An 18,107-nucleotide genomic window follows, 5' to 3' on the forward strand; every position below is an offset into this window, starting at 1 on the left:
TCGCCCCCCTCTAGGACTCCCCCCGCCCGTATCGGCCCAAGCCCTGGAGTTGAGGGGGCCCCGTCAGGGGCGCGGGGAACTGCGCGATAAGCCACGGCGTAAGGGGGGGACTGCGGCGTACCGGAGGGGGCAGTCGCGTCTCAGGCGGAAGCGCCCCTGCGGGGTGGGGCGGGGGCGCCTTGTGAGGTGAGGCGGGGGCGCCCCTGCGAGGTTAGGCGGGGGATGGGGTGAGTTTGGGGAGGTGGTAGGAGACTCGGCCGTACCAGGCGTAGGAGAGGGCGAAGCCCAGGGTCAGGCAGAGGAGGCCGCCTACGGCGTCCAGCCAGAAGTGGTTGGCGGTGCTGACGATGACTACGAGGGTGGTCACCGGGTAGAGCGCGCCGAGGATCTTTGCCCAGAGTGGGCGGGCGAGCATGGCGATGGTGATGCCGCACCAGACGGACCAGCCGATGTGCATGGAGGGCATCGCGGCGTACTGGTTGGACATCTCCGCCAGGTTGCCCGATGCCATGGAGCCCCAGGTTTCATGCACCTGGACGGTGTCGATGAAGTGGCCGCCGTTCATCAGGCGGGGTGGGGCGAGTGGGAAGAGGTAGTAGCCGAGGAGTGCGGCGCCTGTGGTGGCGAAGAGCACCATGCGGGTGGCCGCGTACCGGCCGGGGTGGCTGCGGTAGAGCCAGACGAGTACGCCGATGGTGAGGACGAAGTGCAGCGTCGCGTAGTAGTAGTTCATCATCACCACCAGCCACGTCACGCCGTTCACGGCGTGGTTGACCGACTGCTCGACGGCGATGCCGAGCGCGCGCTCCGTCTCCCAGATCCAGTCCGCGTTCCGCAGCGCCGCGTGCCTCTGTTCGGGCACCGCGTTACGGATCAGGGAGTACGTCCAGTAACTCACCGCGATCAGGGCGATCTCGAACCAGATTCGGGGGCGCCGGGGCGAGCGCAGTCTCTCCAGCAGGGTGGGCCTGGCCTGGGGAGGCGCTTCCTCCGCCGTGGCTTCCGTGGCGTCCGGCCGGCTGTCTTCTTCGGTCCTTGTGGTTGGTGCCCCCATAAGGCGACAGTCTGCCAGACGGGGAGCTTTGGCCGATCATCCTGCGGTCGGGTCTTGGGCCGAATCCGTCCCCCGAAAGGCATAGGCCGTACGACGGGTGTGCGAGGCGGTCGAGCCTCGTACGACCAGCTCCGGGAGGAAGACGAACTCGCTGTGCGGGGCCGGGGTGCCGCCGATCTCCTCCAGCAGCGCGCGCACGGCCGCCTGCCCCATGGCGGTGACCGGCTGCCTGATGGTGGTGAGGGGCGGGTCGGTGAAGGCGATGAGCGGGGAGTCGTCGAAGCCGATGACGGAGACGTCGCCGGGTACGGACATGCCGCGCTGCCGTGCGGCGCGGATCGCGCCGAGCGCCATCATGTCGCTGGCGCAGACGACGGCCGTGCAGCCGCGGTCCAGGAGCGTGGTGGTGGCTGCCTGGCCGCCTTCGAGGGTGAAGAGGGAGTGCTCGATCAGTTCGCGGGGGTCCGCTGCGAACTGTTCTCGCATGGAGCGCGTGAAGCCCTCGATCTTGCGCTGGACCGGTACGAAGCGTTCGGGGCCGAGGGCCAGGCCGATGCGCTCGTGCCCCAGAGAGACGAGGTGGGTCACGGCCAGTCGCATGGCCGCCCTGTCGTCCGGGGAGACGAACGGGGCACGTACTCCGGAGGAGAAGCCGTTGATGAGGACGAACGGGACGCCTTGGCCGTGCAGCCGTTCATAGCGCGCGGTGTCGGCCGTGGTGTCGGCGTGCAGTCCTGAAACGAAGATGATGCCCGCTACGCCCCGGTCGACCAGCATTTCGGTCAGCTCGTCCTCGGTCGAGCCGCCCGGTGTCTGTGTCGCGAGGACCGGGGTGTAGCCCTGGCGGGTCAGGCCCTGCGCGATCACCTGCGCGAAGGCGGGGAATATCGGGTTCTCCAGCTCGGGCGTGATCAGCCCGACCAGTCCCTCGCTGCGGCGGCGCAGCTTGACGGGTCGCTCGTACCCGAGAACGTCGAGTGCGGCGAGTACGGATTCGCGGGTGGCAGCCGCGACGCCCGGCTTGCCGTTGAGGACCCGGCTGACCGTGGCTTCGCTGACCCCCGCCTGTGCTGCGATGTCAGCTAGCCGTGCGGTCACAGGACCGGACCTTACCGGCCGTGCATCACGCTGCCCACCAGGTGCAGGAATTCGCCGGTACGTGAGGACTTTCCGGGACGTCGGGCGCCGAGGAGAGCAGCAGGGCGCCGGGGAGGGTCATGGCGACCGCGCTGTCCCGGGTGTTGACCACGCACACCATGCCGGGCCGGGAGAGCGCGAGGACACCCTCGGGGGCCTCCAGCCACTCCATCGCGCTGTCGCCGAGGCCGGGCAGCTCGCGGCGCAGGCGCAGTGCGGAGCGGTACATCTCCAGGGTCGAGAGCGGGTCGCCCGTCTGTGCCTGTACGGACAGGTCGCGCCACGCGGCGGGCTGCGGCAGCCAGCTGCCCGCCGGGCCGAAGCCGTACGAGGGACCCCGGGTCTCCCAGGGGAGGGGAACGCGGCAGCCGTCGCGCAGGCCCTCCTGGCCCGCGTTCTCGCCCGTGGTACGGCGGAAGAAGGCCGGGTCCTGGCGTACGGCGTCGGGCAGTTCGCCGACCTCGGGCAGGCCCAGTTCCTCGCCCTGGTAGAGATAGACGGAGCCGGGGAGGGCGAGCATCAGCAGGGCAGCCGCGCGGGCACGGGAGAGGCTGCCGAGGCGGGTTCGGTGGCGTACGACGTCGTGGTTGGAGAGCACCCAGGTCGTGGGTGCGCCCACGGATGTGGTGGCTTCCATGGACTCGTCGATGACCTCGCGCAGCTCGCCCGCGTCCCAACCCGCGCGCAGGAACTGGAAGTTGAAAGCCTGGTGGAGTTCGTCCGCGCGTACGTACAGCGCGAGGCGTGCCGCGTTGGGCGCCCAGGCCTCGGCGACACCGATGCGGTCGGGCCCGTAGCTCTCCAGGAGCCGGCGCCAGGAGCGGTGGATCTCGTGGACGCCGTCCTGGTCGAAGAAGGGCAGCTCCTGCGCGCCGACCATGCGGGCCTGCTCGCCGTGGCCGATGTCGGGCAGCCCCGCCGCCTTGACCATGCCGTGTGCCACGTCGATACGGAAGCCGTCGACACCGAGGTCGAGCCAGAAGCGCAGCACGGAGTCGAACTCGGCGTGCACCTCGGGGTTCTCCCAGTCCAGGTCGGGCTGTTCGGGTGCGAAGAGGTGGAGGTACCACTGTCCCCCGGCGGTCCGCGTCCATGCGGGGCCGCCGAAGACGGACTCCCAGTCGTTCGGGGGGAGTTCGCCGCGTTCGCCGCGTTCGCCGCGTTCGCCGCGTCCGTCGCGGAAGTGGTAGCGGGCGCGTGCCGCCTCGTCGCCCGCGAGCGCCGCGCGGAACCAGGGGTGCTGGTCGGAGGTGTGGTTGGGCACGATGTCGAGGATGACGCGCAGCCCGAGCCGGTGTGCCTCGCGCACGAGAGCTTCGGCGTCGGCGAGTTGGCCGAGGCGGGGGTCGACGGCGCGGTAGTCGGAGACGTCGTAGCCGCCGTCGGCCTGGGGCGAGGCGTAGAACGGGGTGAGCCATACGGCGTCGACGCCGAGCCCCGCCAGGTACGGCAACCGCTCCCGTACACCGGGGAGATCGCCGACCCCGTCGCCGTCGCTGTCGGCGAACGAGCGGACGTACACCTGGTAGATGACGGCGTCGCGCCACCAGTCCCGGGGCGCCGAGGGGCAACCAGCGGGCGCTGGCGCGGAGTCGACGGCGTGCTGAGTCATCGGTTTTCCCTCTCGGGCGGGACCCATGGGGTCGCGGATCACGGAATCCGGGTCAGAGCGGTCACGGGTGACAACGCGGGCATGACCCCCGGGTTACTAGGAATCCGGCATCGGGGCAGCAGTCTTGCTGAAAATTGCCGCAAGGTCTTTCGCCCACATGTTCACCCTGTTACGTTCCTGCGCAGCCGGGCGCCGCTCAGGGCGCGCGCTTCACCTTGCGAAGGGATCGGACATGCGGCGTGGCATAGGCGCCATCGCGCTGGTAGCGGCACTGGCTCTTGCGGCAACGGCTTGCGGAGGTGACGGAGGCGGCGGCGACAACGGCAAGATCGAAGGAACCGTCACCTTCTGGGACACCTCGAACGACGGCGAGAAGGACACGTACAAGAAGATCGCTGAGGACTTCGAGAAGAAGCACAAGAAGGTCGACGTCAAGTACGTGCACGTCAACTTCGGTGACGCCAACCAGAAGTTCAAGAACGCGGCCGGCGGCAACTCCGGGGCGCCCGACGTGATGCGTACCGAGGTCGCCTGGGTCGCCGACTTCGCCAACCTCGGCTACCTCGCGGCCCTCGACGGCACCCCCGCGCTCGACAACGAGTCCGACTACCTCAAGACGGCGGCGGGCTCCACGAGGTTCAAGGGCAAGACCTACGCCGCACCCCAGGTCACCGACACCCTCGGGCTCTTCTACAACAAGCGGCTGCTGAAGGAGGCGGGGGTGGAAGTGCCGCGGTCCTTCGCCGAGTTGAAGAAGGACGCCAAGAAGATCAAGGACAAGACCGGCGCCACGGCGCTCTACCTGCGCGGCGACGACCCGTACTGGTTCCTGCCCTACCTCTACGGCGAGGGCGGCGACCTGCTCGACCCCAGGACCAAGAAGATCACCGTCGACGAGAAGCCCGGTGCCGACGCGCTCGCCACCATGAAGGACCTCGTCGACTCCAAGGCCGCGCTCACCGACTCCAGCGACGGCCAGGAGAACGGCATCAAGGCGTTCCAGGACGGCAAGGTCGCCATGATCGTCGACGGCCCGTGGGACATCGCGCTCGCCCAGGAGGGCAAGGAGTTCAAGGGCGGCAAGAAGGACAACCTCGGCGTCGCCGCCGTACCCGCGGGGAGCAAGGCGCAGGGCTCGCCCCAGGGCGGCTGGAACCTCTCCGTCTACGCGGGCGCCAAGAACATGCGCGCCTCGCAGGAGTTCGTGAAGTACATGAGCAGCGCGCAGGTGCAGAAGCGCACGACGGAAGAGCTGTCGCTGCTGCCCACACGGAAGTCCGTGTACGAGGAGCCGTCCGTGAAGAAGAACGAGATGGTCGAGTTCTTCCGGCCCGCCGTGGAGAAGGCGGTGCAGCGGCCCTGGATCGCCGAGGGCAACTCCCTCTTCGAGCCGATCCGGGTCGGCGTCGACGGCGTACTCGCGGGCGGCAAGTCGCCCGAGGACTCGGCGAAGAAGACCGGGGACGAGTTCCGCAAGCTCCTGAAGGACTACAAGTAGCCCGCAGCGCCCCACGCCGGTAGCGCCGGTATGTCCTTACCGCCCGTACGCCCGTACGCCCGTACATCTACGCCGTTCCGCGCGGGGCCCCGCCCGTAGGTCCCGCTCCCGGTCCCTCGGGCAAGGAGCGCGAGCACGAAGGGAACAACCAGCATGAAGCGGCTGATCGCCCTGTCGGCGAGACACTGGTACGCGTGGGCCATGGTGGCGCCCGTGGTGATCGTGATCGGGCTCATCATCGGGTACCCGCTCGGCAGGGGCGTGTACCTGTCGCTCACCGACGCCACGGAGGCGAACGTCGAGCGGACGATCGGCGTGAACCACATCCCCGCCACCTACGAGTTCACGGGGCTGGAGAACTACACGCGGATTCTGTCCGACAGTGTGTTCTGGGACCGGCTGGGATGGACGGCGCTGTGGACGGTCGGCTGTGTGAGCGTCACCTTCCTGCTCGGGCTGTCGCTCGCGAACATGCTCAACAGGAAGGTGCGCGGACGCGCCTTCTACCGGGTCGCCATGATCGTTCCGTGGGGCATTCCCGCCTTCGTCTCCGTCTTCGCGTGGAAGATGCTGTTCAACGAGAAGAACGGGCTGCTCAACAAGGTCCTCGACGGCGGCGGCATCGACGGGGTGCCCTGGCTGGGCGACCCCGTGTGGGCGAAGGTCGCGGTCATCGGCGTGAACGTGTGGCTCGGCGTACCTTTCATGATCGTCGCCATGCTGGGCGCGCTCCAGTCGATACCGGGCGAGCTGTACGAGGCGGCCGAGATGGACGGCGCGGGGCCCTGGCAGCGCTTCCGCAACATCACGCTGCCCGGCGTGCGTTCGGTGAGCAGCACCGTGATCCTGCTCAGCACGATCTGGACGTTCAACATGTTCCCGGTGATCTTCCTGCTCACCAAGGGAGGCCCCGAGGACTCCACGGAGATCCTGGTGACGTACGCGTTCCGGCTGTCCTTCGTCAACAGCCCCCGCGACTTCGCCTCCTCCGCCGCCTGGGGCGTACTCATCCTCCTGCTGCTCTCACTCTTCACGATCGTCTACCGGCGGGCGCTGCGCCGCCAAGGAGAGGCTTGGTGACGATGCGCACCCAGAAGCGGACGCCGCTGGCGTCCTTCGGGCTGCACGCCGGGCTGCTGGTCGGTACGGTGTGCGCGCTCTTTCCGCCGCTGTGGCTGCTGGTGACGTCCTTCAAGCCGAAGAGCGAGGCGTTCTCCGCCTCGCTGGTACGGAACTTCACGTTCGGCAACTACACGCATGTCGTGAACGACACGCACTTCCTCACGTGGTTCGCGAACTCGCTGATCGTCGTCATCGGCACGACACTCATCGGCGTCTTCATCGCAGCGACGACGGGCTACGCCATCAGCAGGTTCCGGTTCCCCGGAATGCGCCCGCTGATGTGGGTGCTGCTGATCACGCAGATGTTCCCGATGGCCGTGCTGATCGTTCCGCTCTACAACACGATGGCGAAGCTGGGACTGCTCAATCAGCCCGTCGGGCTGATCATCACGTATCTGACGATCGCCGTGCCGTTCTGTGCCTGGATGATGAAGGGGTTCTTCGACACGATCCCCGTCGACATCGACGAGTCGGGCCGGGTGGACGGGCTCAACCCCTTCGGGACGTTCTGGCGGCTCATTCTGCCGCTGGCCAAACCGGGGATCGCCGTGACCGGCTTCTATACGTTCGTCACCGCGTGGGCGGAGGTCGCCTACGCGACCGCGTTCATGACCGGCGAGGAGAACCTCACCCTCGCGGGCGGCCTCCAGACCTTCGTCAACCGCTACGGCTCCGACTGGGGCTCCATGACGGCGGCTGCCGTCATCATCGCCGTTCCCGCCGCGGTGGTCTTCGCCTTCGCCCAAAGACACCTGGTCTCCGGGCTCACGGCCGGCGCCACCAAGTCCTGACGGACCCACCCGCCAACGAACCGTCACCCTCTCGGTGTTGGTGAGAGGGCTCCCCCCTCTTTCCGCCGCGACGGCGCCCAGTTGGGGCGGTGGCGGTCGGCGGTGCCGTGCCGGGCCGGGCCGGGAGGGGGGAGAGGGTGCGCTCTCAGCGGTTGGGCCTGGCTGTAGGCCGGTTGGGCACCGCCGGTTACGTGCGTTTCTCGTCTCGCCGTTGCGGCGGGGAGGGGGGTGTTGCGGCGGGGGAGAGGGAGCGGCGCGGCGGAGTGAAGGGCGCGGAATGAAGGGGACGGCGGGGGAGAGGGAGCGGCGCCACGGGAAGAGGGGGCGGCGGGGAGAAGGGGGCCGCGGTGGGGCAGGGCTGCCGTGGCGGTAGGACGGAATCAACTCACAGGGATGTCATGAACCAGCACAGCAGTGCAGCCGCAGCCGCGTCCGGAGGCGCAGCCGCGTCCGCAGGCGCGTCCGCATCCGTCGGCCGGCGGGACGTTGTTACGGGGCGGGAGGGGGTGGCCCTCTCGGCGGGGGAGCCCGGCGCAGCCGAGTGGTGGCGGGGGGCGGTGATTTACCAGGTGTATCCGCGTTCGTTCGCGGACGGCAACGGGGACGGGATGGGCGACCTCAAGGGCGCCCGCGAGCGCCTGCCGTATCTCGCGGAGCTGGGCGTGGACGCCGTCTGGCTGAGCCCGTTCTATGCGTCGCCGCAGGCGGACGCCGGGTACGACGTGGCCGACTACCGGGCGATCGACCCGATGTTCGGGACCCTGCACGACGCGGACGCGTTGATCCGCGAAGCGCACGAACTGGGGCTGCGGGTCCTCGTGGACGTCGTACCGAACCATTCCTCGGATCGCCACGAGTGGTTCCAGCGCGCCCTGCAGGGTGACAGGGCCGCGCGGGAGCGTTACCACTTCCGGCAGGGCAAGGGTGAGCACGGCGAACTGCCGCCCAACGACTGGGAGTCCATCTTCGGCGGGCCCGCGTGGACGCGGGTCCCCAGTGCGGGGCTGTGGTATCTGCACCTGTTCGCGCCCGAGCAGCCGGACTTCAACTGGGAGCACCCCGCCGTGCGGGACGAGTTCCGCTCGGTCCTGCGGTTCTGGCTGGACATGGGCGTGGACGGCTTCCGCATCGACGTGGCACACGGGCTGGTGAAGGCCGAGGGGCTGCCGGACATGGGCAGCACCGACCAGCTCAAGCTGCTCGGCAACCAGCAGCTCCCGTTCTTCGACCAGGACGGCGTCCACGAGATCTACCGCTCCTGGCGGGCCGTCCTGGACGAGTACCCGGGAGAACGTATCGGCGTGGCCGAGGCGTGGGCGCCCAGCGCGGAGCGCACCGCGCTGTACGTACGCGAGGACGAGCTGCATCAGGCGTTCAACTTCCATTACCTGAACACCGGTTGGGAGGCGGAGCCGCTGCGCGAGGTCATCGACGAGTCCCTGGACTCGCTCGGCGCCGTCGGCGCACCCGCGACCTGGGTGCTGTCCAACCACGACGTCGTACGCCACCGCACCCGCCTCGGCGGCGGCCACACCCGGGGCCGCGCCGCCTCGCTGCTGATGCTCGCGCTGCCGGGCTCCGCCTACGTGTACCAGGGCGAGGAACTGGGGCTGCCCGAGGTGACGGAGCTGCCGGACGCCGCGCGCCAGGACCCCTCGTTCTTCCGCGACAACGGCCAGGACGGGCTGCGCGACGGATGCAGGGTGCCGCTGCCGTGGACGGAGGAGCAGGGTGCCGGCTCGTACGGGTTCGGCGCCGGCGGGAGCTGGCTGCCGCAGCCCGCCGGGTGGGGCGCGCTGTCCGTCGCGGCCCAGACCGGTGACCCGGACTCGACGCTGGAGCTGTACAGGGAGGCGCTGCGGCTGCGCCGCGAGCGGCCCGAACTGGGCGCTGGCGAACCTCTGGAGTGGCTGCCCGCACCCGAGGGCGTGCTCGCCTTCCGGCGCGGCGGGTTCGTGTGCACGGCGAACACGGGCGCGGGTGCCGCCGAACTGGGCGCTGTTCCGGGCGAGTTGCTGCTCGCCAGCGGTCCGTACGACGGCGGCCGTACGCTGCCGGGCGACACGACCGCCTGGTGGGTCGGCGGATGACGAGTCACGCGCCGGCCCGGCTCGCGGACATCGCGGCGCAGGCCGAGGTCAGCGAGGCCACGGTCAGCCGCGTCCTGAACGGCAAGTCGGGCGTGGCCACCGCGACCCGCCTGCGGGTGCTCGCCGCGCTGGACGTACTCGGCTACGAGCGGCCCGCACGGGCACGGCAGCGCAGCGCGGGGCTCGTAGGGCTCGTCGTACCCGAGCTGACCAACCCGATCTTCCCCGCGTTCGCGCAGGTCATCGAGCAGGCGCTGGCCGGGTACGGCTATACGCCGGTGCTCGGCAGCACCCAGATGCCGGGCGGGGCAACGGAGGACGAGTTGGTGGACCAGCTGGTGGGGCGCGGTGTGACCGGCTTCATCTTCCTGTCGGGGCTGCACGCCGACCTGAGCGCCGATCCGGGCCGCTACACGAAGCTCGCGGGGCGCAGCGTGCCGTTCGTCCTCATCAACGGCTTCAACGACCGCATCAGCGCGCCCTTCGTCTCACCCGACGACCGCGCGGCTGCCGTCATGGCCGTAGGGCATCTGCGGGAGCTGGGGCACCGGCGGATCGGGCTCGCCGTCGGGCCCAGCCGCTTCGTGCCGGCACGCCGCAAGGCGCAGGGTTTCGCCGAGGCGGTGGGCGCCGACAACGGTGCGGGGCCACCGCCCGTCGAGCACACCCTCTTCACGGTCGAGGGCGGGCACGCGGCGGCGCTGGCGCTGCTGGAAGCCGGCTGTACGGGCATCGTGTGCGGCAGCGACATGATGGCGCTCGGGGCGGTACGGGCCGCGCGGGAGCGGGGCCTTGAGGTGCCGCGTCAGGTCTCGGTCGTGGGATACGACGACTCCGTGCTGAACTCGTTCACCGATCCGCCGCTCACCACCGTCAGGCAGCCCGTGCGCGCGATGGCGAACGCCGCCGTACAGGCGCTGCTGGAGGCGCTGGGCGGGAGTCCCGTCGCGGACACGGAGTTCGTCTTCCAGCCCGAACTGGTCGTGCGCGGCTCCACGGCCCAGGCGCCGGGATGAGTACCGGGGGCCGGGATGAGCGCTCAGGCATCGGGACGAGCGCTCAGGCATCGGGGTGAGCGCTCAGGCATCGGGACGAGCGCTCAACCGTCGCGGCCGACGACGGACTTGGCGGCGAGCGTGCCGCCGGAGAAGCACAGGCGGTAGGCGTCCGCGGAGTTGAGGCCGGTGCTGTAGTAGACGCACTCCTGGCCCCGTGGGGTGCGCGGTGCGCCGTCGGGCGGGCCGTCGCGGGTGACCAGGGGCAGGTGGGCCTTGACATCGGCACGGGGTGTGCCGGGCCGCAGCTTGGCGTAGTCCTCCTTGTCGAGGACCGAGAGGGAGGAGCTGACCAGGCTCACCGGGATCATCAGCAGCAGGATTCCGGCGACGGCGGCCAGCGGCCCCAGCACGGTCTGGGCCAGGCTGCGGCGTACCCGCCGTCTGGCGCGCGCCAGTTCGCGCGCCGAGGTGGTGAGCGGGGCACGTGCCGCGCGGGGTGCGGCCGTGCCGGAGCCGGTGACCGGTACCTCTGCCACCACCTCGAATCCGCCCTCGGGAGTCGGCTGCGCGCGCAGGGTGCCGCCCGCCAGGCGCACCCGCTCATCCAGGCCGACGAGTCCGGTGCCGCCCGAGGCCAGCCCCGGGAGAGCCGGGCCCGGAGGCGGGCCGTTGGTGACGCCGACCGTGCAGACCCCGCCTTCGCTGCCTTCGCCGCCTTCGCGGGTGAGCCGTACCCGCACCTCGGCGCCGGCTGCGTGCTTGGCGGCGTTCGTCAGCGCCTCCTGCACGACGCGGTACGCGGCACGCGCGGCCATCACGGGCAGCGCCTCCAGCGTGGGCGCTGCCTCCGGTGGGTGCGGCGCCTCCGGCGTGGGTGCTGCCTCTGGCGGGGGCGCTGCCTCCCGTGCGTGCGGTGCCGCCGCCCCGTCGCCTTCCAGTGTCACGGTGAGCCCGGAGTCCCGTGCGCCGCGCACCAGTTCGGCGAGCGAGTCGGGTGTCGCCACCGGGCCCTTCGGGGCCTCGTCGCCGTCCTCACGGAGGACGCCGATGATGTCCCGCAGCCGTGCCGTCGCCGCTGCCGCCGCCTCGCGCAGTTCCCCCGCTGCCTCCTGCTGGCGGGGGCCGAGCGCGGGGTCCACCTGGAGGGCGCCTGCCCGCACGGCGAGCAGGGTCAGGTCGTGTCCGAGTGAGTCGTGCATGTCCCCCGCGATCCGGGCACGTTCGCGCAGCCTGGCCCTGTCGGCTGCCGTGCGCCGGCTGCTCTCCATCTGCTCGGCCAGCCGCCAGCCCGTACCGATCAGTTCGGCGTACTGCGCCAGGTAGCGACCCAGCAGCCACGGCAGCCCCACCGACAGCAGCAGGGTCAGCAGTTGGGTGGGCCACGCCCACAGTTCCCGGGCCACGAACACGCACAGCGGCAGCCCTGCGACCGCCACCCCGGCGAAGAACCACAGCGCGGGCCGCGCCGCCGCCGTCCGCCGCCCCGCCAGGAACCCGAACACCGCGAGCGCGGGCCAGAACTCCGGCGCCAGCAGCTCCGTGTGCGCGGTCAGCCCCAGCGCGACCGGCACCCCCGTAGCCGCCATCGGCCACCTCGGGCTCAGCCACACGGCACCGGCCAGCAGCGGCACGGCGACCGCCGCCGTCACGGCACCTTGGCCGTGCGACTGGACGGCCGCGGTGACAGGCGCGGTGCAGACGGCGAGAACGGTCAGCAGTGGGCCGAGGGTGCGCATGGGGCGAGGATCGCGCACGGCCCGTACCCCGCGCCTCCGTCGAAAGTGATGCTCCGACCTGCCGGAGCAGTGGTGCTCCGAGCTGCCGAAGCGGCCAGGGAGCGAGCGTCCAAGGATCGAGCGTCCAGGGACCGAGCGGCCAAGCAGCGAGCGCCAAAGCGCCGAGCGCTCAAGCGCCAACGCGTTACCCCTCGTCCTCACCCGGGGCGACGAGGCCCGCTTCGTAGGCCAGGATCGCGGCCTGGACGCGGTTCTTCATCTCCAGGCGGGCGAGGATCTGGCTCACGTACGTCTTCACCGTGCCCTCGACCACGTGCAGCCGCCGCGCGATCTCCGCGTTGGAGAGCCCGGCACCGACCAGCGCGAGCACGTCATGTTCGCGGGCCGTCAACTCCTCGGCGCGTGCCCTGGCCGAGGCCCGCCTGCCCAGCCTGTCGGTGTCCATGTGGGTGATGACGCGGCGGGCGATGGAGGGGGAGAGGTAGGCGCCACCTTCGGCCACCGCACGGATTCCGGAGAGCAGTTCGCGCGGATCGCCCGACTTGAGCACGAAGCCGGCGGCGCCGGAGCCGAGGGCCTCGGCTATGTACTCGTCCTCCGAGAACGTCGTCAGCATCATCACGGCCGTACCGGGCGAGACCCGGTGCAGCTCGGCCGCGGCGCGCAGCCCGTCGAGCCGGGGCATGCGGATGTCGAGCAGGCACACGTCGGGCCTGTGCCTGAGGGTCAGTTCGACGGCCTCGTGTCCGTCGGCGGCCTCGGCCACCACCTCGATGTCCTCGGCCGAGCCCAGGATGGCCCGTACGCCCGCCCTGATCATCGCCTCGTCGTCCGCGAGGAGGACCCGCACACGTTCCCGCACCCGTTCTCCCGACCGGTGTTCCTGCTCGGTCCCGTTCACCAGAGTCCTTTCGAGGCGGCCCCGGCCTCCGCGACGTTCAGGCCGGTGGGTGTCGGCCTCAGCGTAGGACCCCGGCGCCCCGGGACCGGCCGGGGGTGAGGCCGGTGGCCCGTACCTGACGAAAGTGCAGGGTGGTCCGCTACCAAGGTGCACTGGCCCGGCTCCCGCAGCTCCCTAACGTCCTGAGTACGGCCCGCATGCGGGGCCGGGGACGACAGACGGCGGAGAGGAGCCGGGACGCACATGCTCACCCTGCGGAGCCTGACGAAGAAATACGGCCGGAGCGGCGCGAAGGCCGGGGACGGCGAGAAGACGGCCGTCGACGATCTGTCGCTGGAGGTGACGCCCGGCAAGGTCACCGGCTTTCTCGGGCCCAACGGCGCCGGCAAGTCCACCACCATGCGCCTGATCATGGGCCTGGACCGGCCCACCTCGGGCACGGCCCTCGTCAACGGACGGGCCTACGCCCAACTCCCGTACCCCCTGCGGGAGGTCGGGGCCCTGCTCGACGCCAAGGCCGCACACCCCCGGCGCAGCGCCTACCACCATCTGCTCGGCATGGCGCGCAGCCACGGCATCCCCGCCGGCCGGGTGCACGAGGTGCTCGGCATCGCCGGGATCAGCGAGGTGGCGGGCAAGCCCGTCGGCTCGTTCTCCATGGGCATGGGGCAGCGGCTCGGCATCGCAGCCGCGCTGCTGGGAGACCCCGAAGTGCTGCTGCTCGACGAGCCGGTCAACGGTCTCGACCCCGACGGCGTGCTGTGGATACGCACGCTGCTGCGCTCCCTCGCGGCCGAGGGCAGGACGGTGTTCCTCTCCAGCCACCTGATGAGCGAGATGGAACTGACCGCCGACCGGCTCGTCGTCATCGGCAGAGGCAGGCTTCTCGCCGAGGCGCCCATGGCCGATGTCCTCGCGGGCGGCACGCGCCACACCGTGCGCGTGCGCGGTCCGGAGACGGAAGAGCTGCGGACGCTCGCGCACCACATCGGCGCCGAGGCCGAGAACGTGCGCTGGCTCTCGGACGGGGAACTGGAGGTCACCGGCGTCCGGGCCGGACGCGTCGGCGATGTGGCCCACGAGCGGCGCGTACGGCTGCATGAACTGCGCGCCGCCGAGGCGACGTTGGAAGAGGCGTACATGCGCCTGACGTCCGGGAGCGTCGAGTACGCCGACCAGTTGAAGCCCACACCCACGCGGAGCACCGCGGGGGAGTACGACCCGAAGGCGAGCGTCTGACCATGAGTATCCCGAACCCTTCCCAGCTCGCCCCGCGAGGTGTCCGCCGGGCCGGAGCCGGGCCCGGAGCCGGGCCCGGAGCCGGCGGCGGAGCCGGGCCCGGAGCCGCCGGGCTGCGCGGCGCCGTCGCCTTCGAGTGGACGAAGCTGGTGTCGCTCCGCTCCACCTGGTACCTGCTGCTCGCCGCCGCCGTCGCGATGGCTCTCGCGGCTCCCGGTATCGGCGTGACGTTCCACGATCCGGCCGCCTCGCCCGCCGACCCGGCGGCGCTCGCCGCCCTCTACGGCGTCGGTACCGTCGTCGCCGCGCTCGCCATGCTCTCCGTCACCGGCGAGTACGCCACGGGCTGCCTCACCACCACCCTCCAGTGCGTGCCCGACCGCGCCCGCTTCCTGCTCGCCAAGTGCCTTGTCCAGGGCGGCGTCTCCTTCGCCATGGGGGTCGCGCTCGGCGTGGGCGGCACCGTCGCCGGTGCGCTCTCCCTGGACGAGAGCACCTTCCACGCGTCCACGGCGGCGGGCCAGGTGCTGGCCATCGGCGCCTACACGGCGCTGCTCAGCGTGCTGACCCTCGGCCTCGCCACCGTTGTGCGCAGCTCGGCCGGGGTGCTCACATGCCTGTTCCTCCTGCTGTTCCTCCTCCCGTCGCTGCTGCGCGCGCTCCCCGGCGGCTTCCCCGCCGATGTGGCCGACGTGCTGCCACAGGGGGCGGGGGAGCGGCTGCTGGCGGGGGCAACCGGCGGCTACGGCCCCGCCGTCGCCCTGCCGCTCCTCGCCGCGTGGGCCTTCGCCTCGACGGCCCTCGCCCTGCGCGTGCTGCGGCGCAGGGACGCGTGAGCGCACTGGGCACGCCGGGTGTCCTCGGCCGTACCCCGGGTGCGTAACTGCCGTGCGGCGCACGCGAGTTGAGCGGCCGAGCGCGTTACGGGGCGGCCACGTGCGCCCCTCGGGCCCTGTCCTCCCGAAGCTCCGACGAAGCCACAAGCAGCTCCGAGCGACCGGCCGATCCGCAAAGGGCCGTTGCCGAGCAGGCGTTGTCGAGAAGGCGTGGTCACGGCGTGATTTCCGCCGTACATGCCGCAAGGGTTCCGCAACTTTCTGCAAGCTGTTACGTTCCCAGCGCTCCGGTCCGGTCGGGCGGGGGTCCCTGCCTGGGGCCCCACGCGCCCGTCCGGCCGGACCGGTTCCTCGGACACCCGGGAGGGAACACAGGTGCGCAGACTCGCGCTGATCGTCGCGGTGTTGGCACTGCCGGCACTCATCGGTCCTGCCTCACACGCGGCCACCACGGCACCGGCCACCGCACGGCAGGGGGCTCAGGCGCAGCCGGGTGCCGACCCGGCCGATCCCGTCGACCTCCACGCGGCACGGGTGCAGTGGATCGACCACACCACCGTGGCCTGGCCGACGGAACTGGGCGACCCGGCCGGCGTGCACCGCCTTGTGCACAGCCCCGGTGGCGCACTGCGCATCGAGGAGGACGGCAGGCTCGCGGGCGGCGGCGAGACGCTGTCGCTCACGCGCGTACCCGGCGGCCTGGACAAGGGGCAGCGCGCCAAGTACCCGCATCTGGCACGCGGTTACGACGCCTACCGGCTCGCAGCGCACGCCGCGGCCAAGGCGCCCCGTGTGCTGCGCGGACAGGTGGTCGCGACGGTGGGCGGCCGGAAACCGTCGGCCGCCACCGGCGTGCAGATCCCCGGTGTCCTGGACGACCTGTACGCGCACGCGGCCACCCGCGCACGCCTCGGCCCCACCTTCGAAGGGCGCAGCGCCACCCTCGCCGTCTGGGCGCCCTCGGCGCGTCGCGTCGCGCTGGAGATCGGCGGGCGCACGGTACGGATGCGCAGGGGAGCGGCCGACGGCGTATGGCGCGCGCACGGGCCGGCGGAGCGGTGGCGGAACGCCGCCTACCGCTACCGCGTGACCGTATGGGCGCCCACCGTCCAGAAGACCGTGACGAACGAGGTCACCGACCCGTATTCCACCGCGCTCACCACCGACTCGGTACGCAGCGTCGCAGCCGACCTGGACGACCCGCGCCTGAAGCCGCCGGGCTGGGACCGCCTCGCCAAGCCGGCAGCGCGGCCGGCACGCGACGCGAGCGTGCAGGAACTCCACATCCGCGACTTCTCAGCGAGCGACCCCACCTCCCGTCACCCCGGCACCTACCGTGCCTTCACCGACCGCGACTCCGACGGCATGCGCCATCTGCGGCGCCTGGCCAGGGCCGGTACCAGCCACGTGCACCTGCTGCCCGCCTTCGACTTCAGCACCGTGCCCGAGCGCCGGACCGACCAGCAGCGGCCCGGCTGCGACCTGTCCTCCTACGCGCCCGACTCGGAGGAGCAGCAGAAGTGCGTCGGTGCCGCGGCGGGACGCGACGCGTACAACTGGGGCTACGACCCGCAGCACTACACCGTCCCGGAGGGCTCCTACGCCTCGGATGCCGAAGGGCCCGGCAGAACACGGGAGTTCAGGGGGATGGTCGGCGGGATCGCCGGGGCGGGGCTGCGTACCGTCATGGACGTCGTCTACAACCACACCTCGGCTGCCGGTCAGGACGAGCGCTCCGTCCTCGACCGCATCGTGCCCGGCTACTACCAGCGCCTCCAGGCCGACGGAACCGTGGCCGACTCCACGTGCTGTGCCAACACGGCGCCCGAGCACGCCATGATGGGCAAGCTCACCGTCGACTCGGTCGTCACCTGGGCCAGGGACTACAAGGTCGACGGCTTCCGGTTCGACCTGATGGGCCACCACCCGAAGGCGAACATCCTCGCCGTCCGCCGTGCCCTGGACCGGCTGACACGGCACGGGGACGGCGTGGACGGCAAGTCGGTGCTTCTGTACGGCGAGGGCTGGAACTTCGGGGAGGTCGCCGACGATGCCCGCTTCACCCAGGCCACCCAGCGGAACATGGCGGGCACCGGCATCGCCACGTTCTCCGACCGCGCGCGCGACGCCGTACGCGGTGGCGGGCCCTTCGACGGCGATCCGCGCGTCCAGGGCTTCGCCAGCGGGCTGTGGAACGAGCCCAACGGGTCACCGGCCAACGGCTCGCGCGCCGAGCAGCGTGCCCGCCTCCTCCACTACCAGGACCTCATCAAGGTCGGCCTCAGCGGCAACCTCGCCGCCTACCGCTTCACCGACAGCAGGGGGCGCCGGGTGACGGGCGCCGGCGTCGACTACGGCGGACAGCCCGCCGGATACGCGGCTGCACCCGGTGACGCGCTCGCCTACGCCGACGCGCACGACAACGAGACGCTCTACGACGCGCTCGCCTTCAAGCTCCCCGCTTCCCTGCCGGCGGCCGACCGTGCCCGTATGCAGGTCGTCGCGCTGGCGACCGGGGTGCTGTCCCAGGGCCCTTCCCTCTCCCAGGCGGGGACCGACCTGCTGCGGTCCAAGTCCCTGGACCGGAACTCCTTCGACTCGGGGGACTGGTTCAACGCGCTCCACTGGGACTGCCGGCGGGGCAACGGCTTCGGCCGCGGGCTGCCACCCGCCGACGACAACGCGCCCAAGTGGCCTTACGCACGGCCTCTGCTGACGTCCCCTCAGCTGAAGCCGACCTGCGCCGAGACCGGCGCGACGAGCGCGGCCTACCGCGACCTGTTGCGTATCCGCGGCTCCGAACCTGCCTTCAGCCAGCCGGACACGGGCGCCGTCCAGCGTGCGCTCTCCTTCCCCCTGTCGGGGGTGTCCGAGACGCCGGGTGCCGTGACCGCGCGCCTCGATGACCTGGTCCTCGTGCTGAACGCGAGCCCGCGTGCCGTCTCCCAGCGGGTGGGGGAACTCGCCGGTGAGCGCTACGCCGTGCACCCGCTGCACCGTGACCCGGTGACGCGGCGCGCGGGGTACGACGCGAAGACCGGCACCTTCACGGTGCCGGCCCGGACCGTCGCCGTCTTCCGGCGTGGGTGACCC

Annotated in this window: 13 protein-coding genes; 8 read left to right on the top strand and 5 right to left on the bottom strand. The window is 71.3% G+C overall.

The genetic code is table 11. From position 1 onward, the window contains the following. Nucleotides 1-211 precede the first annotated feature (211 nt). The 3 genes from NMN56_RS36745 to NMN56_RS36755 are packed head-to-tail and all read right to left on the bottom strand — an operon-like array spanning nt 212 to nt 3,803. Nucleotides 212-1,054: a phosphatase PAP2 family protein gene (locus NMN56_RS36745; protein ID WP_274039477.1), complete on the bottom strand. Its 843-nt coding sequence runs from the start codon at nt 1,052-1,054 to the stop codon at nt 212-214. A 36-nt stretch (nt 1,055-1,090) separates the two neighbouring features. Then, nucleotides 1,091-2,152, bottom strand: a complete 1,062-nt coding sequence (locus NMN56_RS36750; RefSeq protein WP_274039476.1) for a LacI family DNA-binding transcriptional regulator — start codon at nt 2,150-2,152, stop codon at nt 1,091-1,093. A 25-nt stretch (nt 2,153-2,177) separates the two neighbouring features. After that, nucleotides 2,178-3,803, bottom strand: a complete 1,626-nt coding sequence (locus NMN56_RS36755; RefSeq protein ID WP_274039475.1) for a glycoside hydrolase family 13 protein — start codon at nt 3,801-3,803, stop codon at nt 2,178-2,180. A gap of 232 nt (nt 3,804-4,035) precedes the next feature. Between NMN56_RS36755 and NMN56_RS36760 the strand changes: the two genes are divergently transcribed. The 5 genes from NMN56_RS36760 (at nt 4,036) to NMN56_RS36780 (ending at nt 10,320) form a co-directional block, all read left to right on the top strand. Beyond that, nucleotides 4,036-5,301: an extracellular solute-binding protein gene (locus NMN56_RS36760; protein WP_274039474.1), complete on the top strand. Its 1,266-nt coding sequence runs from the start codon at nt 4,036-4,038 to the stop codon at nt 5,299-5,301. 153 nt (nt 5,302-5,454) lie between these two features. Next, nucleotides 5,455-6,381, top strand: coding sequence for a carbohydrate ABC transporter permease (locus NMN56_RS36765; RefSeq protein WP_274039473.1), 927 nt, complete (start codon nt 5,455-5,457; stop codon nt 6,379-6,381). A 2-nt stretch (nt 6,382-6,383) separates the two neighbouring features. Next, the gene (locus tag NMN56_RS36770; RefSeq protein ID WP_274039955.1) at nt 6,384-7,214 is read left to right on the top strand and encodes a sugar ABC transporter permease; all 831 of its coding nucleotides are present in this window, start codon (nt 6,384-6,386) and stop codon (nt 7,212-7,214) included. Between the two features lie 398 nt (nt 7,215-7,612). Next, nucleotides 7,613-9,304, top strand: coding sequence for a glycoside hydrolase family 13 protein (locus NMN56_RS36775; RefSeq protein WP_274039472.1), 1,692 nt, complete (start codon nt 7,613-7,615; stop codon nt 9,302-9,304). Beyond that, on the top strand, nt 9,301-10,320 hold the full coding sequence (locus NMN56_RS36780) for a LacI family DNA-binding transcriptional regulator (RefSeq protein WP_274039471.1): 1,020 nt from the start codon (nt 9,301-9,303) through the stop codon (nt 10,318-10,320). The genes NMN56_RS36775 and NMN56_RS36780 overlap by 4 nt, the downstream gene beginning before the upstream one ends. Nucleotides 10,321-10,403: 83 nt before the next feature. Here the strand turns inward: NMN56_RS36780 and NMN56_RS36785 are convergent, their stop codons facing one another. Both NMN56_RS36785 and NMN56_RS36790 read right to left on the bottom strand, forming a co-directional pair. After that, the gene (locus NMN56_RS36785; RefSeq protein ID WP_274039470.1) at nt 10,404-12,038 is read right to left on the bottom strand and encodes a sensor histidine kinase; all 1,635 of its coding nucleotides are present in this window, start codon (nt 12,036-12,038) and stop codon (nt 10,404-10,406) included. A gap of 184 nt (nt 12,039-12,222) precedes the next feature. Then, nucleotides 12,223-12,939: a response regulator gene (locus tag NMN56_RS36790; RefSeq protein WP_274039469.1), complete on the bottom strand. Its 717-nt coding sequence runs from the start codon at nt 12,937-12,939 to the stop codon at nt 12,223-12,225. Between the two features lie 243 nt (nt 12,940-13,182). Between NMN56_RS36790 and NMN56_RS36795 the strand changes: the two genes are divergently transcribed. The 3 genes from NMN56_RS36795 (at nt 13,183) to pulA (ending at nt 18,104) form a co-directional block, all read left to right on the top strand. Next, complete coding sequence (locus NMN56_RS36795; protein ID WP_274039468.1) at nt 13,183-14,178, top strand: ATP-binding cassette domain-containing protein; 996 nt, start codon at nt 13,183-13,185, stop codon at nt 14,176-14,178. 2 nt (nt 14,179-14,180) lie between these two features. After that, nucleotides 14,181-15,014, top strand: a complete 834-nt coding sequence (locus NMN56_RS36800; RefSeq protein ID WP_274039467.1) for an ABC transporter permease — start codon at nt 14,181-14,183, stop codon at nt 15,012-15,014. Nucleotides 15,015-15,389: 375 nt separating this feature from the next. Beyond that, on the top strand, nt 15,390-18,104 hold the full coding sequence (gene pulA, locus NMN56_RS36805) for a pullulanase-type alpha-1,6-glucosidase (RefSeq protein WP_274039466.1): 2,715 nt from the start codon (nt 15,390-15,392) through the stop codon (nt 18,102-18,104). Nucleotides 18,105-18,107: the final 3 nt, after the last annotated feature.

Origin of the sequence: Streptomyces iconiensis (genome assembly GCF_028657195.3) — a bacterium.
In the GTDB taxonomy this organism is placed as follows: Bacteria; Actinomycetota; Actinomycetes; order Streptomycetales; family Streptomycetaceae; genus Streptomyces; species Streptomyces iconiensis.

Coding starts and splice junctions, on each gene's coding strand:
- NMN56_RS36800 (WP_274039467.1), top strand. CDS start 14,181: ATGAGTATCCCGAACCCTTCCCAGCTCGCCCCGCGAGGTGTCCGCCGG.
- NMN56_RS36770 (WP_274039955.1), top strand. CDS start 6,384: ATGCGCACCCAGAAGCGGACGCCGCTGGCGTCCTTCGGGCTGCACGCC.
- NMN56_RS36775 (WP_274039472.1), top strand. CDS start 7,613: ATGAACCAGCACAGCAGTGCAGCCGCAGCCGCGTCCGGAGGCGCAGCC.
- NMN56_RS36745 (WP_274039477.1), bottom strand. CDS start 1,054: ATGGGGGCACCAACCACAAGGACCGAAGAAGACAGCCGGCCGGACGCC.
- NMN56_RS36785 (WP_274039470.1), bottom strand. CDS start 12,038: ATGCGCACCCTCGGCCCACTGCTGACCGTTCTCGCCGTCTGCACCGCG.
- NMN56_RS36780 (WP_274039471.1), top strand. CDS start 9,301: ATGACGAGTCACGCGCCGGCCCGGCTCGCGGACATCGCGGCGCAGGCC.
- NMN56_RS36760 (WP_274039474.1), top strand. CDS start 4,036: ATGCGGCGTGGCATAGGCGCCATCGCGCTGGTAGCGGCACTGGCTCTT.
- NMN56_RS36795 (WP_274039468.1), top strand. CDS start 13,183: ATGCTCACCCTGCGGAGCCTGACGAAGAAATACGGCCGGAGCGGCGCG.
- NMN56_RS36755 (WP_274039475.1), bottom strand. CDS start 3,803: ATGACTCAGCACGCCGTCGACTCCGCGCCAGCGCCCGCTGGTTGCCCC.
- NMN56_RS36765 (WP_274039473.1), top strand. CDS start 5,455: ATGAAGCGGCTGATCGCCCTGTCGGCGAGACACTGGTACGCGTGGGCC.